Here is a 16,646-nt window from a genome sequence, read left to right as displayed (position 1 = left end):
GCGGTTACGGCGCGAGCCAGCCGTCAGCCTTTCGCGATCAGCTCGCCGATATCCCCGGCCGACAGCGGTTCGCTGAAATAATTGCCCTGCACCTCGTCACAATTGTTCTTGCGCAGGAAGGCGACCTGGTCTTCCGTTTCGACACCTTCGGCCAGCACCCGAAGGTTCAACTTCTGCCCCAGGGAAATCACGGCGCCGGTGACCGCCTGATCGTTCTCGTCGGTCGCGAGATCGTTGATGAAGGACTTGTCGATCTTCAGCCGCGCCACCGGAAACGTCTTGAGGGCGCTGAGACTGGAATAGCCTGTTCCGAAATCGTCGATCGATATCTGCACGCCGAGCCTTTGCAGTCCGTTCATCGTTGCGACCGCCAGCTCGAAATCCTGCATGATCAGGCTTTCCGTCACTTCGAGCTCGAGATACCTCGCCTCCAGGCCGCTTTCCTTCAATGCGTTGACGACGCGGTCGATCAGGTTCTTCTCCCGGAACTGCCGCGCCGACACGTTGACGCAGACGGTTACGGGCGACAGACCGGCGCGCTGCCAGGCTTTGTTCTGCCGGCAGGCTTCGTGCAGGATCCAGTCGCCGAGCGGCACGATCAGCCCGGTCTCCTCGGCGGTCGGGATGAACATCGCCGGCGAAACCAGGCCTCGCGTCGGGTGGTTCCAGCGCACCAGCGCTTCGACGGCGAAAACCTGCCCCGATCGCAGATCCACCTGTGGCTGATAATGCAGAGCGAATTCCGACCGGGCGAGCGCGTTTCGCAATTCCTCCTGAAGCAGGAATTTTTCATGTGCCGTTGAGTTGAACTCCGGGGCATAGAACTGGAAATTGTCGCGGCCGAATTCCTTGGCGCGATACATGGCGGCGTCGGCATTGGCCAACAGCGTATCCGGGCTGGTCCCGTCCTTCGGGTAATTTGCGATGCCGATGCTGGCCGTCGTTCTCAGCCGATGCTCTCCGACAAGAACCGGTTCCGCGATCGCATCCCTGATCGTCTGCAGGGTTTCCGAGACCACATCGACATTGGTGGTTTGGTCGAACAGGACGATGACAAATTCGTCGCCGCCAAGCCGCACGACGGTGTCGGTGGCCTTCACGCATCCAACCAAACGGCTGGCGACGGTCTTGAGGAGTTCGTCGCCGGCATTGTGGCCAAGCGTATCGTTCACCAGTTTGAAATTGTCGAGATCGATGAACACCACCGTCATCCAGCGATTGTATCGCTGCGCGTAGAGGACCGCCTGGGAAAGCCGATCCTCCAGCAAAGCGCGATTGGGCAGGCCGGTCAGCGCATCATGGTTGGCCATGAAGTGGATCTGGTCTTCCGCCAGTTTGCGCTCGATCGCGATGCCGGCAATGTGGGTGGTGAATTCGATCAGGCGGGTCTCGGCATGGGTGGGTTCGCGCACGGTCATCGAATACATGGCAAAGGCGCCCAACACGACGCCCCGATGCGACAGGATCGGGGTTGACCAGCACGAACGATAGCCATGGGGCGCCGCCAGTTCGCGGTAATCGTCCCAAAGCGGATCCTGCAGAATATCGGTAACAATGACCGGTTCCCGCCGGTAGATGGCGGTTCCGCAGGATCCCACCTTGGGGCCGATGGCCGCCCCATCGATGGCGCTCGTATAGGCTTTCGCCAGGCCCGGCGCCGCACCGTGACGCAAATGAATGCCGTCCTTGTCGAGCAGCAGGACGGAACCGAATATCCCCTTCAACTGAGCCTCGACGAAGCGCATGAGGCGGTCGAGCACGTCCTCCAACGGCGCGCTCGTGGCAATCATTTCGAGGATCTGCGCCTGCCCGCTGCGAAGGACATCCGCCTGTTTGCGGGCGGTGATGTCGTGGGCGATGCCAACCAGGCCGAAGATTTCATTTTGGCGATTGCGCAACGGCACCTTCGTCGACGAAAGCCATTTGCCGTTCCCCGACGCATCGACGACGAACTCTTCCGCGTCGATCATCGGTTGTCCGCTCTTGAGCAGGCGCTCCTCGACCAGGCGAAATTTCCGCGCAACTTCCGGGGGGTGGAGATCAAAATCGGTCAAACCGATCATGTCGCTGGTCTTGTTGCGGCCACTATCGGTCGCAAGGGCGCTGTTGACCACGACGAAACGGCTTTGCGTATCCTTGACCCAGAGATAATCGGGCACCCAGTCGATCAGCGCCTGCAGCGAAATGCGCTCGTCGACGATCTGCCGATTGGCGAGGAGTTCAGTGATGTCCTCATGCGTGGCGATCCAACTGCCATCGGGCATGGGCTGGTTACGGATCTGGATTGTGCGACCATCGACAAGTTTGGCGGTCCAGAGCCGCGAAGCCTTGCCCGAATTGATCGAGCGAGCCGTTGCGAGATAGGTGTCGGCAGCCGTCGCCGCCGTGCCCGCGGGGACCCGGGGTTGGGCTATTTCGCGCAGTGTCACGCCAGGCCGCAATTCCTCGGGCGCAATGCGGTAGATTTCCGCATAGCGCCGGTTGCTCAGGATCAGCCGTTCATCGGCATCGAAAAAGCAGATGCCTTGCGAAATATTCTCGATCGCAGTCTCGAAGCGCAGGGTCTGCCCTTCGAGAGCCGCAATGGTCGTGCGAAGTTCTCCCTCGAGCGTATCGTAGGAAACGTCAGCCAGTCTTGCCAATGCGGCTACGCCCACCGGCCCGCGCGCCCCGACGGATCTTCTGGATGACTTCGTGACCAAACAGACCTCCTCCGGTTTGGCACCTGAAACAAGAAAGGGCCTCTGTCGTGCCAGACGAAAGTCGACTGACAATGTTACAGATGTGCTAATTCAAGATGAACTGTAACGGAATTGGAGGCGTCAGCAACCAGATACCAAAGGTGCAAATGTCATTTCAAATCAACTTCCAACGGCTCATTATCGATATTCTTTTGCACACGCGGGTTTTGACGATCATCCGAGCAACAAATCATCAGGGGCAACCAGCTTGCTGCCAGCGCTACCGGCGCCCGCCTCAATCCATATGCGCGGCAGGAGCGGCCGCGCCGGCCGGAGCGGTCTTCGGCTTGCGCAACAGGAAGACAAACGGAATGGCAACCAGCGTCATCACCATCAGCAGTTTGAAGTCGTTGACGTAGGAGATCATCATCGCCTGGATGTTGACCATGCGGTCCACCTGCGAAAGTGCCGTCGGATCGCCGCCTGCTGCCGCCGGCGAGGCCGCCCACAAATTGGGGTTGAACGGATTGATGAAAGCCGACAGTTCGGTGTGATTGACCTGCGTGTTGCGCACCATGAGAACCGTCACCACCGACACGCCGATCGATGAACCGAGATTTCGAACCAGGCTGAACAGAGCCGTGGCGTCGGTGCGAAAGCGCACGTCGAGCGTGGCGAAGGCCACCGTGGACAGCGGCACGAACACCATGCCCATGCCCAGGCCCTGGATGACGCCGGAGCTGAGGATCAGCCAATTGTCCATTTGCGGCGTGAAGGAGGACATGGTGTAGAGCGACTGCGCGGTGAGCAGAAAGCCGATGACGACGAGGATGCGGGCGTCGATCCTGCTCATGAGCCGCCCAACGACAAGCATCGAAATCATCGTGCCGACACCGCGCGGCCCCAGGACGACGCCGATGGTGACGGTCGGATAGCCGAAGATGGTCGACAGCATCGGCGGCAGCAGCGACATCGAGGCCAGGATCAGCACGCCCATAACGAAGATGAAGGCCAGACCGGTGACGAAATTGCGGTCGAGGAAGATCTTGGGGTCGATGAAAGGCCGTTCCGCCGTCAGTGTGTGGATGATGAACACCCAGAAGCCGGTGATCGAAAGAGCAAGCTCGATCCAGATTTCGACCGAGGAAAACCAGTCGACCTCGCCGCCGCGGTCGAGCAGCAGCTGCAGTGCGCCGACGCCGAGCGAAATCATGGCGAAACCGAAGAAATCGAAGCTGCGGATCCGCCGGGCAACGACCGGCAAATAGGCTGCCATGCCGAGGAAGGCGATGATGCCGACCGGCAAATTGATGAAGAACACCCAGCGCCAGTTGAAATTCTCGGTCAGCCAACCGCCCAGCGTCGGACCCAGGATCGGCCCCAGCATGATGCCGGCGCCCCAGATGGCCATCGCCTGGCCGTGGCGTTCCCTGGGGTTGATGTCGAGCAGGAAGGTCTGCGACAGCGGCACGATGGCTGCGCCGAACACGCCCTGCATCAGCCGGAAGAACACAATGCTCTCCAGGCTCCAGGCAATGCCGCACAGCATCGAGAACACGGTGAAGCCGACAACCGCCGCCAGGAACAGTTCCTTGCGGCCGAAGCGGTCGGCCAGCCAGCCGGTCACCGGCGTCATGATCGCGGCGGCAACGATGTAGGAGGTCAACACCCAGTTGATGTTGTCGGGCGACGCGCCGAGGTCGCCGGTCATGGTCGGCAGCGCGACATTGGCGATCGTGGTGTCGAGCGCCTGCATGACCGTCGCCAGCATCAGCGCCACGGTGATCAGGCCGCGATGCGGCACTTCCTTGAAAGGTTCTGGTGTGGTCATGATGCGGAACTTCCGACAGGTAACAAAAACGTATACACTAGGTTTCCGGGCGGCGAGGCCTTCTCTGGTGAAGAGACCCTCATCGCGGTGGGACGCGATCTATCGATGTGGGGGTTACATCGATCGAAGGTCTCGACACATCAGGCGCTTGCCGCCCGGAAATCCAAGGTCCGAAGGATGGGCGCCGAGATGGTCCAGGTTCTGGGCAGGCCGCGATGCGGCCCGGTCCAATCCACCCCTCGTTCAACCTGCCGTCGGACCGATCCTGTCATCTCAACTTCACCTCGCCTGCGGCGGGCGTTCTGCCGGGCCGTGATCCTGCTTTTCGAGATCACGGTCCATTCACAGTCTATTGTGCTTCGCCTGCGGTGGCGTGGCCGAAGATAGCGGGGAAGCCGCGGGCAACGCCGGTATCCACCGTAACCGAGGCGCTCATACCGGTGCGCAGCGCCATTTTGGCGTCGGCATCGGTCAGCTCCAGGCGCACCGGAATGCGCTGCGTGACCTTGACCCAGTTGCCGGTGGCGTTTTGAGCTGGCAGCAGCGAAAACTCCGCGCCGGTGCCGGCGCCGATCGCCTTGACGGTGGCTTCGAAAGTTCTGCCCGGATAGGTGTCGACGACGATCTCGGCCTTCTGGCCAGGCTTCATGTGGGTAAGCTGGGTTTCCTTGAAATTGGCATCGATCCAGATGTCGCCGGTCTCGACCAGCGCAAACAGCGGCGTGCCGGAACCGACATACTGGCCGACCTTGAACGAGGAGGCCTGGCTGATGACGCCGTCGGCCGGCGCCTTGACCGTGGTCTGCGCCAGATCGTAGGCGGCCTTGTCGCGCGCGGCGAGTGCGGCCATCACGGTCGGATGCTTGTCGGTCTCGATATCGGGATTGCCGGCGAGAGCCGCCTTGGCGCTGATGATGCCTTGCTCGGCAACGGCCAGTTGCTGCCTGGCCTTGTCGAGATCGTTCTTGGCCTCGTCCAGCGACGATTTGGCGTTGATGCCCTTCTGGGCAAGGTCGGCGGCGCGGTCATATTGCGACTGCGCGTAGTCGACCTGGCTGGCATCGGACTTTTCCTGCGCCAGTGCCTGGCTGTAGGCGGCGCGCAGCTGTTCGATTCCGACGCGTGCGACTGCGACCGCCGCGTCGGCCTGCGCCAACGCGATCCGGTAGGGCTCGGGGTCGACGGCAAACAGCACATCGCCCTGCTTGACCTGCTGATTGTCTGAGATGCCGACCTGAACGATGCGGCCGGCCGTGTCCGAGGCGATCGACACCTTGGCCTGCTGCAAATTGGCGTTTTCGGTCTCCTGATAGCGGCCGCCAGTCACCCAGACGTAGCCCCCGCCAATGGCCAGTGCCGCCGGCAGGGCGACCATCAGCAGCAGGCGGCCGAGGCGGCGCTTCTTGACCGGAGCCGGAGCGGGCTGCACCGGGGGAGCCACAGCGACAGGTGCTGCGGCCGGCTGTGCAGGCGCTTCGGCGGCAGGCTGTGCCGGCGTCTCGATCTTGGTTACATTCTCGTCTAGCTTGGCTGCCGCGTTCATGCTGCTGCCCCTTCCGTACTCTTCAAGGACGACGTCTCGCCGTCCGCCAGGTTTTGCACGATGGTGTCCAGCGCCCGGATCAGGACGCGGCGGTCGTCCGGCGAAACGCCGACCAGCGATTCCTCATAAACTTCGCCAGCAAGGCTTTTGACCTCGGCATAGGCCGCGTTCGCCTTGGCTGTCGGGAAGATCATGCGCACGCGCCGGTCAGTTGCATCGGAGCGCCGTTCGATCCAGCCGCCCTCCTCCATCCGGTCGACGAGGCGTGAAACGCTGATCGGCTCGATTTCGAGAAGTTCGGCGAGGCGAGCCTGGGCGACGCCGGCCTCCTTGGCGACGCGAACCAGAAGCCGCCATTGTGCCGAGGAAAGGCCAAGACCGCTGGCGCGCGCCTCGAAGCGCTTGCGCATGAGGCGCTGCACGTCGTGGATCAAAAAGCCCAATCTATCTATGCCGTCGGAAACCATGAGCGGTATATATTATAAGCGTGCTTACCATTCAAGGTGCCGCATTGCGCCAGAGCCGAAAAAGAGGGATGGAGCCATGCAGATGCGGTCATGGCGCTGTCAATGACGGTTGCGGATGACCTCCCGACCGAGACGTGAATTGCCGTCGAGAACGCCGCGAGAAGAAAGGTCGTCTTGCGCGTCCTCTCCACCGGCACACCTAGGCTTTCGGCGGCATTTTCGCCGGCGGGGAAGGCATCGAGCCGGCGGTGGTTCCACAGGGCATAGGCAGGATGGTGCCCGCACCCAGCGCGCCCGGATATTGTCCCAGCGAGCCAGGCCGAGGCCGCCCAGCAGCGGCTTTCCACGATGGTGACCTGCCACAGTCGACCAGCGCCCTTCGATTTTACGACAGGCGCAATTTCGATCAAACTGGCCTCGCAAAAAGCCGACAAAATGTGCCGCCAAATGCGAGGAGACCTATGAACCCGACCGAGAAAGCGCTGTGGTTTGTCGAGAGCCATCTGCCGGAAGCGATCTCGCTTGAAGATGTCGCGCAAAGCAGCGGCGTCTCGCGCTTTCATGTGACGCGCGCCTTTGGCGCCGCCACCGGCCGTTCGGTGATGGGCTATATGCGCGCGCGCCGGCTGACCGAAGCGGCGCGCAAGCTGGCTTCCGGCGCGCCCGACATCCTCGCGGTCGCGCTCGATGCCGGCTACGCCTCGCACGAAGCCTTCACCCGCGCCTTCCGCGACCAGTTCGGCACGACGCCGGAACTGGTGCGCGCGCAGGGCAGCCTCAGCAATCTCGATCTCGTGGAGCCGATCCTGATGGACCAGTCCTTTCTCGCCTCACTGCCGCCGCCGCGCTTCGAGACCGGCCGTCCCTTCCTCATTGCCGGCCTCGGCGAGCGCTACAGCTGCGAAACCAGCGCGGCCATTCCGATGCAGTGGCAACGCTTTGGGCCCTATATCGGCAACATCCCGGGCGAGACCGGCGACGTCGCCTATGGCGTCTGCGTCAATGGCGACGATGCCGGCAATTTCGACTATATCGCCGGGGTCGAAGTTTCGGATTTCTCGGACCTGCCGAAGGAGCTTTCGCGGGTGCGGGTGCCGGCGCAGAAATACGCCGTGTTCACCCATGCCGAGCACATCTCCACCATCCGCCGCACCGTCAACACGATCTGGAACAAATGGCTGCCGGCCTCGGGGCACGATATAGCCGACGGCCCCGAATTCGAGCGCTACGGCCCGGAGTTCGATCCGCGCAGCGGCAATGGCGGACTGGAGATATGGGTCCCGGTGGCCTGAACGCCGCTACAGCTCCAGGTTCCAGTTCTGGCCGACCAGATCCTTGCCGAAGGCGTGATGGCGCTCTTCGTCCACCAGCCTGAAGCCGGCACTCTCGTAGATGTGGCGGGCGGCGGTCAGGATGTCGTTGGTCCATAGGGTCAGCGTCGTGTAGCCCTTGGCACGAGCAAAGCCGATGCACTCCTGAACCAGCCGCTTGCCGATGCCGAGGCCGCGCGCCGATGGTTCGACATAGAGCAGGCGCAGCTTCGCCACCGCGTCGGATTTGCGCACGCCGAAGACCGAGCCGACCACCTCCCCTTGCCGTTCGGCAATCCAGCTGCGTTCCCATTCTGGATCGAAGGATTTTACGAAGGCGCCGAGGATTTCGGCGACCAGCGCCTCGTAGGTTTCGTCCCAGCCATAGTCCTGTGCGTAGATCTGTCCTTGGCGGCGCACCACCCAGCCGATGTCGCCGACCTGCAAGGGGCGCAGCATATACGGCACTTTGGACTCCGGGCTGTCGCCCAGGAGTTGCTGCACCGTCTGCATGGCCTTGACCAGCCGGTCCTGTTCGGCAGCAGGAAGCCGCTCCAGCAAGGCCGCGACCTGGTCGTGCGAAGCCCGGTTCAGCGGCGCGAAGGCCTGCCGCCCCACCGGCGTCAGCGTGATCGACGACTGCCGCGCATCCGACGCCAGCGGCGCGCGCGCAATCAGCTGCAGGTGCTCGAACTTCTTCAGGAGCCGGCTGACATAACCGGCGTCGAGGCCGAGATCGCGGATGAGATCGCTGGCGGTCAGGCCATCGCGATGCGCCAGTTCGTAGAGCACCCGCGCCTCGGTCAGCGAGAAGTCGCTTTTCAGCAGGCCTTCGTCGAGCAGACCTATCTGGCGGGTGTAGAAGCGGTTGAAAGCCCGCACCGCGTCGATGCGTTCCTTGCCGGGTTGATGATGGATCGTCATGGGAAGCCTCCTGCCCCATCAACGATCGGTCATTTATTTGACTTAGTCAAGTATCGAGGAGATGCTCCCCGGTCGTGTCTCAGGCGATCGCGCGGCGGCGCCGCGCGATCAGGACGAACAGGCCGAGCAGCACGACGCTGGCCGCAGCACTGGCGGCGGCAAATTCCGGCACCGGCCGAAAATCCTTGCCGTCGATCAGCAGCGATGCCGCGACCGGGCCGATCGCCAGACCGAAAAGCTGGGCCGCCGGCACCAGAAGCACGGCCGTGCGCGTCTCGTCGGCGGTGATCGCCAGCCGGATCTGATAGGGCACGATGAACAGAAGGATGAAGCCCATGATCAAGGCCGCGACCCAGAAAACCGTCAGGCCGGGGCTGCCGGCGAGCACCACGGAACTGGCGACGGCGACCACGCCGATCGCCACGATGGCGAAGCGGTAGTCGATACGCGCCTCGAAGACGGTAGCCGTCATTGCGCCCAGCACCTGCAATGCCAGGCTGGCCGAGACGATCAGGCCGACGCTGCGGCCATCGATGCCGTATTGTGCGCCAAGCGGCTCGAGAAACGCCCAGACGGAGCCGAAGAACATAAAGTAGCAGAAGACGCACAGCAAAGCGGCAAGCGAAGGAACGGTCAGCACATTGCTGAACTGTTCCTCCTTGGGCAGGTCGGCATAGCTATCGGGAACGATGAAGGCGACCGCCACCGAAGCGATGCAGACGACGGCAAGGACGATGAAGCCGCCTGCCGATCCGGCGGCCGGGATGACGTAAAGCGCCAGCAGCAGGGCAAGGGCGCATTGCGCCAGGGTCTGAAGGGTGACGAAGAAGCCGCCGATGCGCTCGGCCCGGCGCGAACGGGCGATCAGTTCCGTGGCGACCGCCACCAGCCCACCCTCGGCGAGGCCCGCCACCGCGCGGGCGGCAATCAGCGAGGTCGAGGTCAGCGCATAGGCGGTCGCCCCGTTCGCCAGCGCCAGCAAGAGCAGAAGGACGGCACTTTTCAAGCGCATATTGTGGGCGGACAGCATCATGGCGATGGCCGCCGATCCGATGCCGATGGCGATCATCTCCGCCGTGGCGACCAGCGCGAGTTCGTCACCGCTGACATGCCCTTCGGTGTAGAGCGCGCCGAGAAGCACCGGCTGCAGCCCGAGAACGAGCAGGCCGACCGAGCCGATCCACAATGCCGAGGCGAGTTGCGCCCCAGTGGGGTTGCCGACCAGCCAGTCGCCGTTCCCGGCATCCGCGTTACCAGCAGAAGTCACGGTCGCCTCCCAACGTCCTTGCCTGACGGCAAAAAAACTGACAGTCTGTCAGCATTTAGAAACTGATACTCGATCATATTCGTTTGTCAATCAGTAGCGGGACTTGGCACCAACAAGGCTGGGGATGGTCTTGGCGATCGAATGGTCTGGGCGATCGAGAGGATGGCGGCATGAACGAAGCAGTGCAGATGACGACCGAACCGAGGCGCAGGCCCAAACAGGAGCGCAGCCGCGAGCGCATCGACGCCATCCTGTCGACGACCATGCGGCTGATCGGCGAGAAAGGCATCGACGCCGTCACCATGAAGGAAGTCGGCGCACAGGCCGGCGGGCCGATCGCCACCGTCTATCATTACTTCCCCAACAAGTCGGCGATCCTGGCGATGCTCTACGAGCGATTCTCCGAAGTGAGCCGCGCCCGGCTTGCCGCCATCGTTGCCGACATTGGCGGGCTGGACGACGTTATCGCTGCGGCCGACCGGCTGCTCGACGACTACTATGAGCGCGTCGCCGGCGACCCCGCCATTCAGGACCTGCAAAACGCCATCCAGGCTGACAAGGCGCTGAAGAATCTCGACATCGCCGAAACCCGGCGCCAGGCGACGATGTTCTGCGACCATGTCGGCCCCTTTCTCGCGCCAGAGCGACGCAATGAGTTCGGCCGTATGGTTTTCCTGATCTTCCAGATGGCCGGCGGCGTCGTGCGCATGGCGCTGACCCAGAACCAGGAGGAAAGCCGCCACACGATCGAGGACTACCGGTCGATCATCCATACGCAGTTGGGACTGTTTCTCTAGCGCCCGATTCGACCCCGTCCGGTCTGGTGGATGAGGTTTTCGAAGCCGTCGGCCAGGTTGGCTGTGCCGGCGGCAACAATCTTCGACAGGTTCCTGGCGCGACCTGGGGTCTTGTTGGCATCGAGCAGCACGGCCCTGCCCTCATGCACGACAAAGTCGAATTTGCCATAGTCGAAGCCCAGCTTCCGACGCAAGGCGCGCAGTTCGTCGGGAACCGCAACCGGCTGCCGGCGGACGGTGTCGTCGCCCTTGACCAGGCGCTGCGGCGAGACATAGCGGGTGCAGCGCTCCCGATCGCCGCAGAATATCCAGAACCGCGCCGCAAACCCGTCGGGCTCGATTTCGGGAATGAATTTTTCCACGATCAGGTCGGCACGCCTGAAAATCTCCGGCGCCACATCGGCCAGCGAGGCATGCACCTGATAACGGTCGAAGGTCTGCGCGCCCGGGAAAGGCACTGCCTTGCCGGCGCGAACGGATTTTCGGTTGAGCTGCTCCTCGGGCGTCCCCCAATGATTGAGGTTGCTCTTGACGATGACCTGGCCGCTCCAGTTGGCACCCTCCTCGAGGATCGCACCACTGATGCGGCGCTTGGAAATGTCGGTTGCACCAAGATTGAGACAAATCGGAAATCCGCGCGCGTAGTCGACATAGTCCGATGGCGTCACTGTCGCGTCGACATGCAGGACGGCAATATCGGCGTTATGACTTGCCGAGGGTCCACGCATGATCTGCACGGAGTGACCGCGCCGTTTCAGCTCCGCCAGGACGTCGAACAGCATGTAGGGGCTGTCCTGGCGCAGCAGGAGGCCCCGCCGGCTCTGGAAGCGGTCAAATTCATGCGTTATGACGGCAATGCGGGCCATGGCCTTTCCTGCATGAGGTAACTCGCAAGGCAACCAACAGCCTGGAAGGAAATATGTCCAGCCTTTCCCCAAACCGTTCCGCATGACTGAGCATTGGGACGCAATTCGCCGTCATTGGCGGCTTCTCGGGTCGCCGCTGTGTCCGCCCCCGGAAGCTGTCGCCGCCTATGAGCGCGAACTTAGCCTGCAATCAGTCGATGTGGTGCTGCTCGGGGTCACGCCGGAGCTTGCCGGCCTCGGAAGGACCATGCTCGCGATCGACGAGTCCACTGCCATGATATCGGGCATCTGGCCGGGCGATACCGCCTCACGCAAGGCGGTGATCGGCAACTGGCTGGAGTTGCCGCTGGGCGACGAAAGCGCCGGGGCGGTGATCGGCGACGGCTGCCTGTCGGCGCTGGACTCCTCGGTTGCACGGCAGGCGCTGCTTGCCGAGATCGCGCGTGTGCTGAAGTCCGGTGGGCGGGCTGCATTGCGCGCCTATGCAAGTCCTCAGGTACAGGATGATCTGCAGGAGGTCCGGGCGCTGACGCTTTCCGGTGGTGTCGCGACCTTCCACGAACTCAAATGGCGCATTGCCATGGCTTGTGCTGGCAGCGATCCCGACCGCGCCATTCCGGTGCGGGCGATCCTCGATGCCTTCGATGCGCTGTTTGCCGACCGGGAGGCCCTTGCCGCGACGACCGGATGGGAGATGCCGATCATCGGCACCATCGATGCCTATGCGAATTCGAAGACTGTCTACAGTTTCGCCCCGGCGGCGACGCTGGTCGAAGAGGCGAGCCGGTTTTTTGACAGTGTCCGCCTCGCGCCGACAGGGACCTATGGGCTGGCTGAACGCTGTCCGCTTCTGGTGCTTGAATCGCCGCGGCGCCGATAGGGTCTGCCGTCGGATCGCGGCACGGCTCCAATTGGCACAATTGTGCTCACCGTTCGCCTTGACTCTCGAAAGCCACGCGCTTATTTCAGCGCGACGTTAGCACTCTCCCCAGGTGAGTGCTAACGCACATCCGGCACCGCCGGATCGAGGAACAGCTCTCACCGTTCTCATTCGAGGAAGAAAAAATGGCAAAGTCGAAGTTCCGCCCGCTTCATGACCGCGTGGTCGTACGCCGGGTCGAATCCGAATCCAAGACCGCCGGCGGGATCATCATCCCGGATACGGCAAAGGAAAAGCCGCAGGAAGGCGAGATCATCGCCGTCGGCTCCGGCGCTCGCGACGAAGCCGGCAAGCTGGTCCCGCTGGACGTCAAGGCCGGCGACCGCATCCTGTTCGGCAAGTGGTCGGGCACCGAAGTCAAGCTCAATGGCGAAGACCTTCTGATCATGAAGGAATCCGACATTATGGGCATCATCGGCTGATTATCGGCCTCACCGTCAACTAATTTCGGGCTTGATCGCAAGCCCCCTGCCAGGAGCTAAAAAATGGCTGCTAAAGACGTAAAATTCTCCCGCGACGCCCGCGAGCGCATGCTGCGCGGCGTCAACATCCTCGCCGACGCAGTGAAGGTCACGCTCGGCCCCAAGGGCCGCAACGTCGTCATCGACAAGTCGTTCGGCGCACCGCGCATCACCAAGGACGGCGTCACCGTCGCCAAGGAAATCGAGCTTGAAGACAAGTTCGAAAACATGGGCGCGCAGATGGTCCGCGAAGTTGCTTCGAAGACCAACGACATCGCCGGCGACGGCACCACGACCGCGACCGTTCTGGCGCAGTCGATCGTCCAGGAAGGCCACAAGGCCGTTGCCGCCGGCATGAACCCGATGGATCTGAAGCGCGGCATCGACCTGGCCGTGACCGAAGTCGTCGCGGCTCTCGGCAAGGCTGCCAAGAAGATCAAGACCTCCGAGGAAGTTGCCCAGGTCGGCACGATCTCGGCCAATGGCGACGAGTCGGTCGGCGCCATGATCGCCGAAGCGATGCAGAAGGTCGGCAATGAAGGCGTCATCACGGTTGAAGAAGCCAAGACCGCCGAGACCGAGCTGGAAGTCGTCGAAGGCATGCAGTTCGACCGCGGCTATCTCTCGCCCTACTTCGTCACCAACGCCGACAAGATGGTTGCCGAGCTCGAGGACGTCTACATCCTCCTGCACGAGAAGAAGCTGTCCAACCTCCAGGCCATGCTGCCGGTTCTCGAAGCCGTCGTGCAGACCTCCAAGCCGCTGCTCATCATCTCGGAAGACGTCGAAGGCGAGGCTCTGGCCACGCTGGTCGTCAACAAGCTGCGTGGCGGCCTGAAGATCGCCGCCGTCAAGGCGCCGGGCTTCGGTGATCGCCGCAAGGCCATGCTGGAAGACATCGCCATCCTGACCGGTGGCCAGGTCATCTCGGAAGACCTCGGCATCAAGCTCGAGAATGTCGGCCTCAACATGCTCGGCCGCGCCAAGAAGGTGTCGATCTCCAAGGAGAACACCACCATCGTCGACGGCGCCGGCAAGAAGGCCGAGATCCAGGGCCGCGTTGCCCAGATCAAGCAGCAGATCGAAGAGACCACGTCGGACTACGACAAGGAGAAGCTGCAGGAACGTCTGGCGAAGCTCGCCGGCGGCGTTGCGGTGATCCGTGTCGGCGGCGCGACGGAAGTCGAAGTCAAGGAAAAGAAGGACCGCGTCGATGACGCCCTCAACGCGACCCGTGCGGCCGTGGAAGAAGGCATCGTTGCAGGCGGCGGCGTCGCTCTCCTGCGCGCTTCGGCCAACATCAAGGTCACCGGCGTCAATGCCGACCAGGCTGCCGGCATCAACATCGTTCGTCGTGCACTGCAGGCTCCGGCCCGTCAGATCGCTTCAAACGCAGGTGCTGAAGCTTCGATCGTCGCCGGCAAGATCCTCGACAACAAGGGCGCGACCTACGGCTACAACGCCCAGACCGGCGAGTATGGCGACATGATCGCCATGGGCATCGTCGACCCGGTCAAGGTCGTTCGCACCGCTCTCCAGGACGCGGCTTCGGTCGCCGGCCTGCTCGTCACCACCGAAGCCATGATCGCGGAGGCTCCCAAGAAGGAGTCGGCTGGCGGCGGCATGCCTGGCGGCATGGGCGGCGGCGGCATGGGCGGCATGGGCGGCATGGATTTCTAAGAATCCATAAAGCCGCCCATGAGCTAAAGTTGCTCAAGCCCGCAAGCGGGCTTGAGTGGCGGCATGGATTTCTAATCCAGCCAACCTGGCTTATGGATAAGGAAAGGGCGCCGAGAGGCGCCCTTTTTGTTTTAGAGACCAGTTAGTTAGGCCGCGCTCTCCGCCTGCCGCGCAACCTTGCCCGCAAGCACCGCCTGCTCGACGAATGCAGCCACCTCATCGGCCACCACCAGCACCGGTGCACGGTCGCGGGTGGCCCGCGCAATCACCATCAGCCCTTCCAGCGAGGATTCGATCAGCAGCGCCAAAGCGTGCGCGCGGCGTTCGGGCACCCCTGCCCTGACGAAGGCCTGTCGCAGCAAGCCGATCCATTGCTCGAAAGCCGATCGGCAGAGTTCCGCCAGTTCCGGCACATCGGTGGGTGAATCCAGCACCACCGGCGCGATGGGGCAACCCAGCGAAAAATCATTGTCCTCCAGCATGCGCCCGACCGACTGGTAGATGTGATGGACGGCCACTGCAGGATCGCTCTCGGCTGCCAGTGCTTCGCCCAGCCTTTTCGTGACATCGGCAACGCTGTTGCGCGTCACCTCGATGACCAGTTGGTCCTTGCCGCCTGGGAAATGAAAATAGAGCGAGCCGCGCGGCGCCCCGCTGGCGCCCAGAATGTCGTTGAGCGAGGTGCCGTGATAGCCACGCTGCCTGAGCAACAGGCCTGTGGTCTCGAGTATGCGGGTGCGGGTGTCGTTGGCCATGTCAACCTCTGTCAGCAGTGACGCATTATAGGCCTTGCCAAGAATATGACAATCGGTCTATATAGTATGTAGATCAGTCTATATATATTGTTAAGGAGAGTGACATGCGCAGCTACCGTCTCGAAGGGTTTGGTGGAACCGAATCCCTGGCGATGCGCGACGAGGCGCGGACGGAACCGAAACCGCATGAGATCGTGGTGCGAGTCCGCGCCGCCTCGCTCAATCGGCGCGACACGATGATCCTTGGCGGCACCTATCCGTTGCCGCCGCGGCAAGGCATCGTGCCGCTGAGCGACGGCGCCGGTGACGTCGTCGCAATCGGCGATGCCGTTACCCGTTTTGCCGTCGGCGACCGCGTCACCGGCAGCTACTTCGCCCGCTGGATCGATGGCCGCATCAATGCCGGTCTGATCGACCAGCTCGGCTGTACGCTGGACGGCATGCTGACTGAGTTTGCCGTGCTCGACGAACAATGGGCGGCGCGACTGCCCGATCATCTGAGCTGGCACGAAGCGGCGACGCTGACCTGCGCCGGCGTGACGGCCTGGAACGCGGTGACCGGGACCCGGATTCCGAAGCCTGGTCAATGGGTTCTCACCATCGGTTCGGGTGGCGTTTCGCTGTTTGCTCTGCAGTTCGCCAAGTTGCTCGGCTGCCGGGTTGTCGCCATCACATCGCGCGCGGAGAAGGCCGACAGGCTGCGGGCGCTGGGCGCCGACCTCGTTGTCTCCAGCACCGACATACCGGAATGGGGCGGCTGGGCGCGCGAGCAGACAGGCGGCATCGACCTCGTCGTCGAAACCGGCGGCCCGGCCACCTTCGCGCAGTCGCTGATTGCCAGCACGCTTTATGGACACATCGTGCTGCTGACGCTGCAGGACGCCAGTGGCAGATCGATCGAGATGCCGGCAGCGCTTTATCAGCGCAGCCTCGCCACCATCAGCCGCCTGTTCGTCGGCAGCCGCAGCAATCTCGAGGCCATGCTGCGCGCCGTGTCGCAGCATCGCCTCAAGCCCGTTATCGACAGGGTCTTCCCCTTTGCCGAAGCCCCCGAAGCGTACCGCCACTTCCAGCAGGGCGACGTGTTCGGGAAGGTTGTCATCGACTGCGCCTGACCCAATTGC

15 protein-coding genes are annotated in these 16,646 nt (G+C 62.7%); 6 read left to right on the top strand and 9 right to left on the bottom strand.

All coding sequences use genetic code 11. The annotated features are described in order from the left end of the window. Window positions 1-23 precede the first annotated feature (23 nt). From NKI31_RS16950 to NKI31_RS16930, 5 genes are all read right to left on the bottom strand, one after another. Window positions 24-2,642 carry an EAL domain-containing protein gene (locus tag NKI31_RS16950; protein ID WP_352652136.1) on the bottom strand — a complete coding sequence of 873 codons (2,619 nt, stop codon included), beginning with the start codon at window positions 2,640-2,642 and terminating at the stop codon, window positions 24-26. Between the two features lie 334 nt (window positions 2,643-2,976). After that, entirely contained in the window at window positions 2,977-4,512 is a 1,536-nt protein-coding gene (locus tag NKI31_RS16945) for a DHA2 family efflux MFS transporter permease subunit (RefSeq protein WP_023671527.1), read from the bottom strand. 349 nt (window positions 4,513-4,861) lie between these two features. Further along, window positions 4,862-6,055 carry an HlyD family secretion protein gene (locus tag NKI31_RS16940; RefSeq protein WP_023705729.1) on the bottom strand — a complete coding sequence of 398 codons (1,194 nt, stop codon included), beginning with the start codon at window positions 6,053-6,055 and terminating at the stop codon, window positions 4,862-4,864. Then, on the bottom strand, window positions 6,052-6,522 hold the full coding sequence (locus tag NKI31_RS16935; protein WP_023705728.1) for a MarR family winged helix-turn-helix transcriptional regulator: 471 nt from the start codon (window positions 6,520-6,522) through the stop codon (window positions 6,052-6,054). The genes NKI31_RS16940 and NKI31_RS16935 overlap by 4 nt, the downstream gene beginning before the upstream one ends. Then, on the bottom strand, window positions 6,504-6,932 hold the full coding sequence (locus tag NKI31_RS16930; protein ID WP_352652135.1) for an iron chelate uptake ABC transporter family permease subunit: 429 nt from the start codon (window positions 6,930-6,932) through the stop codon (window positions 6,504-6,506). The genes NKI31_RS16935 and NKI31_RS16930 overlap by 19 nt, the downstream gene beginning before the upstream one ends. A gap of 51 nt (window positions 6,933-6,983) precedes the next feature. Between NKI31_RS16930 and NKI31_RS16925 the strand changes: the two genes are divergently transcribed. Then, window positions 6,984-7,814, top strand: coding sequence for an AraC family transcriptional regulator (locus NKI31_RS16925; RefSeq protein WP_023705726.1), 831 nt, complete (start codon window positions 6,984-6,986; stop codon window positions 7,812-7,814). A gap of 6 nt (window positions 7,815-7,820) precedes the next feature. Here NKI31_RS16925 and NKI31_RS16920 read toward each other — a convergent pair whose 3' ends face one another. Together NKI31_RS16920 and NKI31_RS16915 are read right to left on the bottom strand one after the other, a co-directional pair. Then, a complete protein-coding gene (locus tag NKI31_RS16920; RefSeq protein WP_352652134.1) occupies window positions 7,821-8,756 on the bottom strand; it encodes a bifunctional helix-turn-helix transcriptional regulator/GNAT family N-acetyltransferase in 936 nt (311 codons plus the stop codon). A 79-nt stretch (window positions 8,757-8,835) separates the two neighbouring features. Further along, window positions 8,836-10,023: an MFS transporter gene (locus NKI31_RS16915; protein WP_023756407.1), complete on the bottom strand. Its 1,188-nt coding sequence runs from the start codon at window positions 10,021-10,023 to the stop codon at window positions 8,836-8,838. A 170-nt stretch (window positions 10,024-10,193) separates the two neighbouring features. Between NKI31_RS16915 and NKI31_RS16910 the strand changes: the two genes are divergently transcribed. Further along, entirely contained in the window at window positions 10,194-10,820 is a 627-nt protein-coding gene (locus NKI31_RS16910) for a TetR/AcrR family transcriptional regulator (protein WP_352652133.1), read from the top strand. Here NKI31_RS16910 and NKI31_RS16905 read toward each other — a convergent pair. Continuing rightward, window positions 10,817-11,686: a hypothetical protein gene (locus tag NKI31_RS16905; RefSeq protein WP_023715203.1), complete on the bottom strand. Its 870-nt coding sequence runs from the start codon at window positions 11,684-11,686 to the stop codon at window positions 10,817-10,819. The two genes, NKI31_RS16910 and NKI31_RS16905, sit on opposite strands and share 4 nt — an antisense overlap. An 82-nt stretch (window positions 11,687-11,768) precedes the next feature. Between NKI31_RS16905 and NKI31_RS16900 the strand changes: the two genes are divergently transcribed. The 3 genes from NKI31_RS16900 to groL all read left to right on the top strand — a co-directional run bounded on the left by NKI31_RS16900 (window position 11,769) and on the right by groL (window position 14,767). Beyond that, complete coding sequence (locus NKI31_RS16900; RefSeq protein WP_352652132.1) at window positions 11,769-12,566, top strand: class I SAM-dependent methyltransferase; 798 nt, start codon at window positions 11,769-11,771, stop codon at window positions 12,564-12,566. A gap of 185 nt (window positions 12,567-12,751) precedes the next feature. Then, a complete protein-coding gene (gene groES / locus NKI31_RS16895) occupies window positions 12,752-13,048 on the top strand; it encodes a co-chaperone GroES (protein WP_006203049.1) in 297 nt (98 codons plus the stop codon). Window positions 13,049-13,111: 63 nt separating this feature from the next. Then, window positions 13,112-14,767 carry a chaperonin GroEL gene (groL, locus tag NKI31_RS16890; protein ID WP_023709705.1) on the top strand — a complete coding sequence of 552 codons (1,656 nt, stop codon included), beginning with the start codon at window positions 13,112-13,114 and terminating at the stop codon, window positions 14,765-14,767. A 146-nt stretch (window positions 14,768-14,913) separates the two neighbouring features. Here the strand turns inward: groL and NKI31_RS16885 are convergent, their stop codons facing one another. Next, entirely contained in the window at window positions 14,914-15,522 is a 609-nt protein-coding gene (locus NKI31_RS16885; protein WP_352445839.1) for a TetR/AcrR family transcriptional regulator, read from the bottom strand. 104 nt (window positions 15,523-15,626) lie between these two features. On the opposite strand from NKI31_RS16885, the gene NKI31_RS16880 reads away from it, so the two are divergent. Beyond that, the gene (locus tag NKI31_RS16880; protein WP_023808291.1) at window positions 15,627-16,637 is read left to right on the top strand and encodes a zinc-dependent alcohol dehydrogenase family protein; all 1,011 of its coding nucleotides are present in this window, start codon (window positions 15,627-15,629) and stop codon (window positions 16,635-16,637) included. Window positions 16,638-16,646: the final 9 nt, after the last annotated feature.

Source organism: Mesorhizobium sp. M0659, assembly GCF_040320605.1.
Lineage (GTDB): Bacteria > Pseudomonadota > Alphaproteobacteria > Rhizobiales > Rhizobiaceae > Mesorhizobium.
The sequence above is the reverse complement of the archived record's forward strand: the minus strand, read 5'-3'. Positions and strand labels throughout refer to the sequence as shown.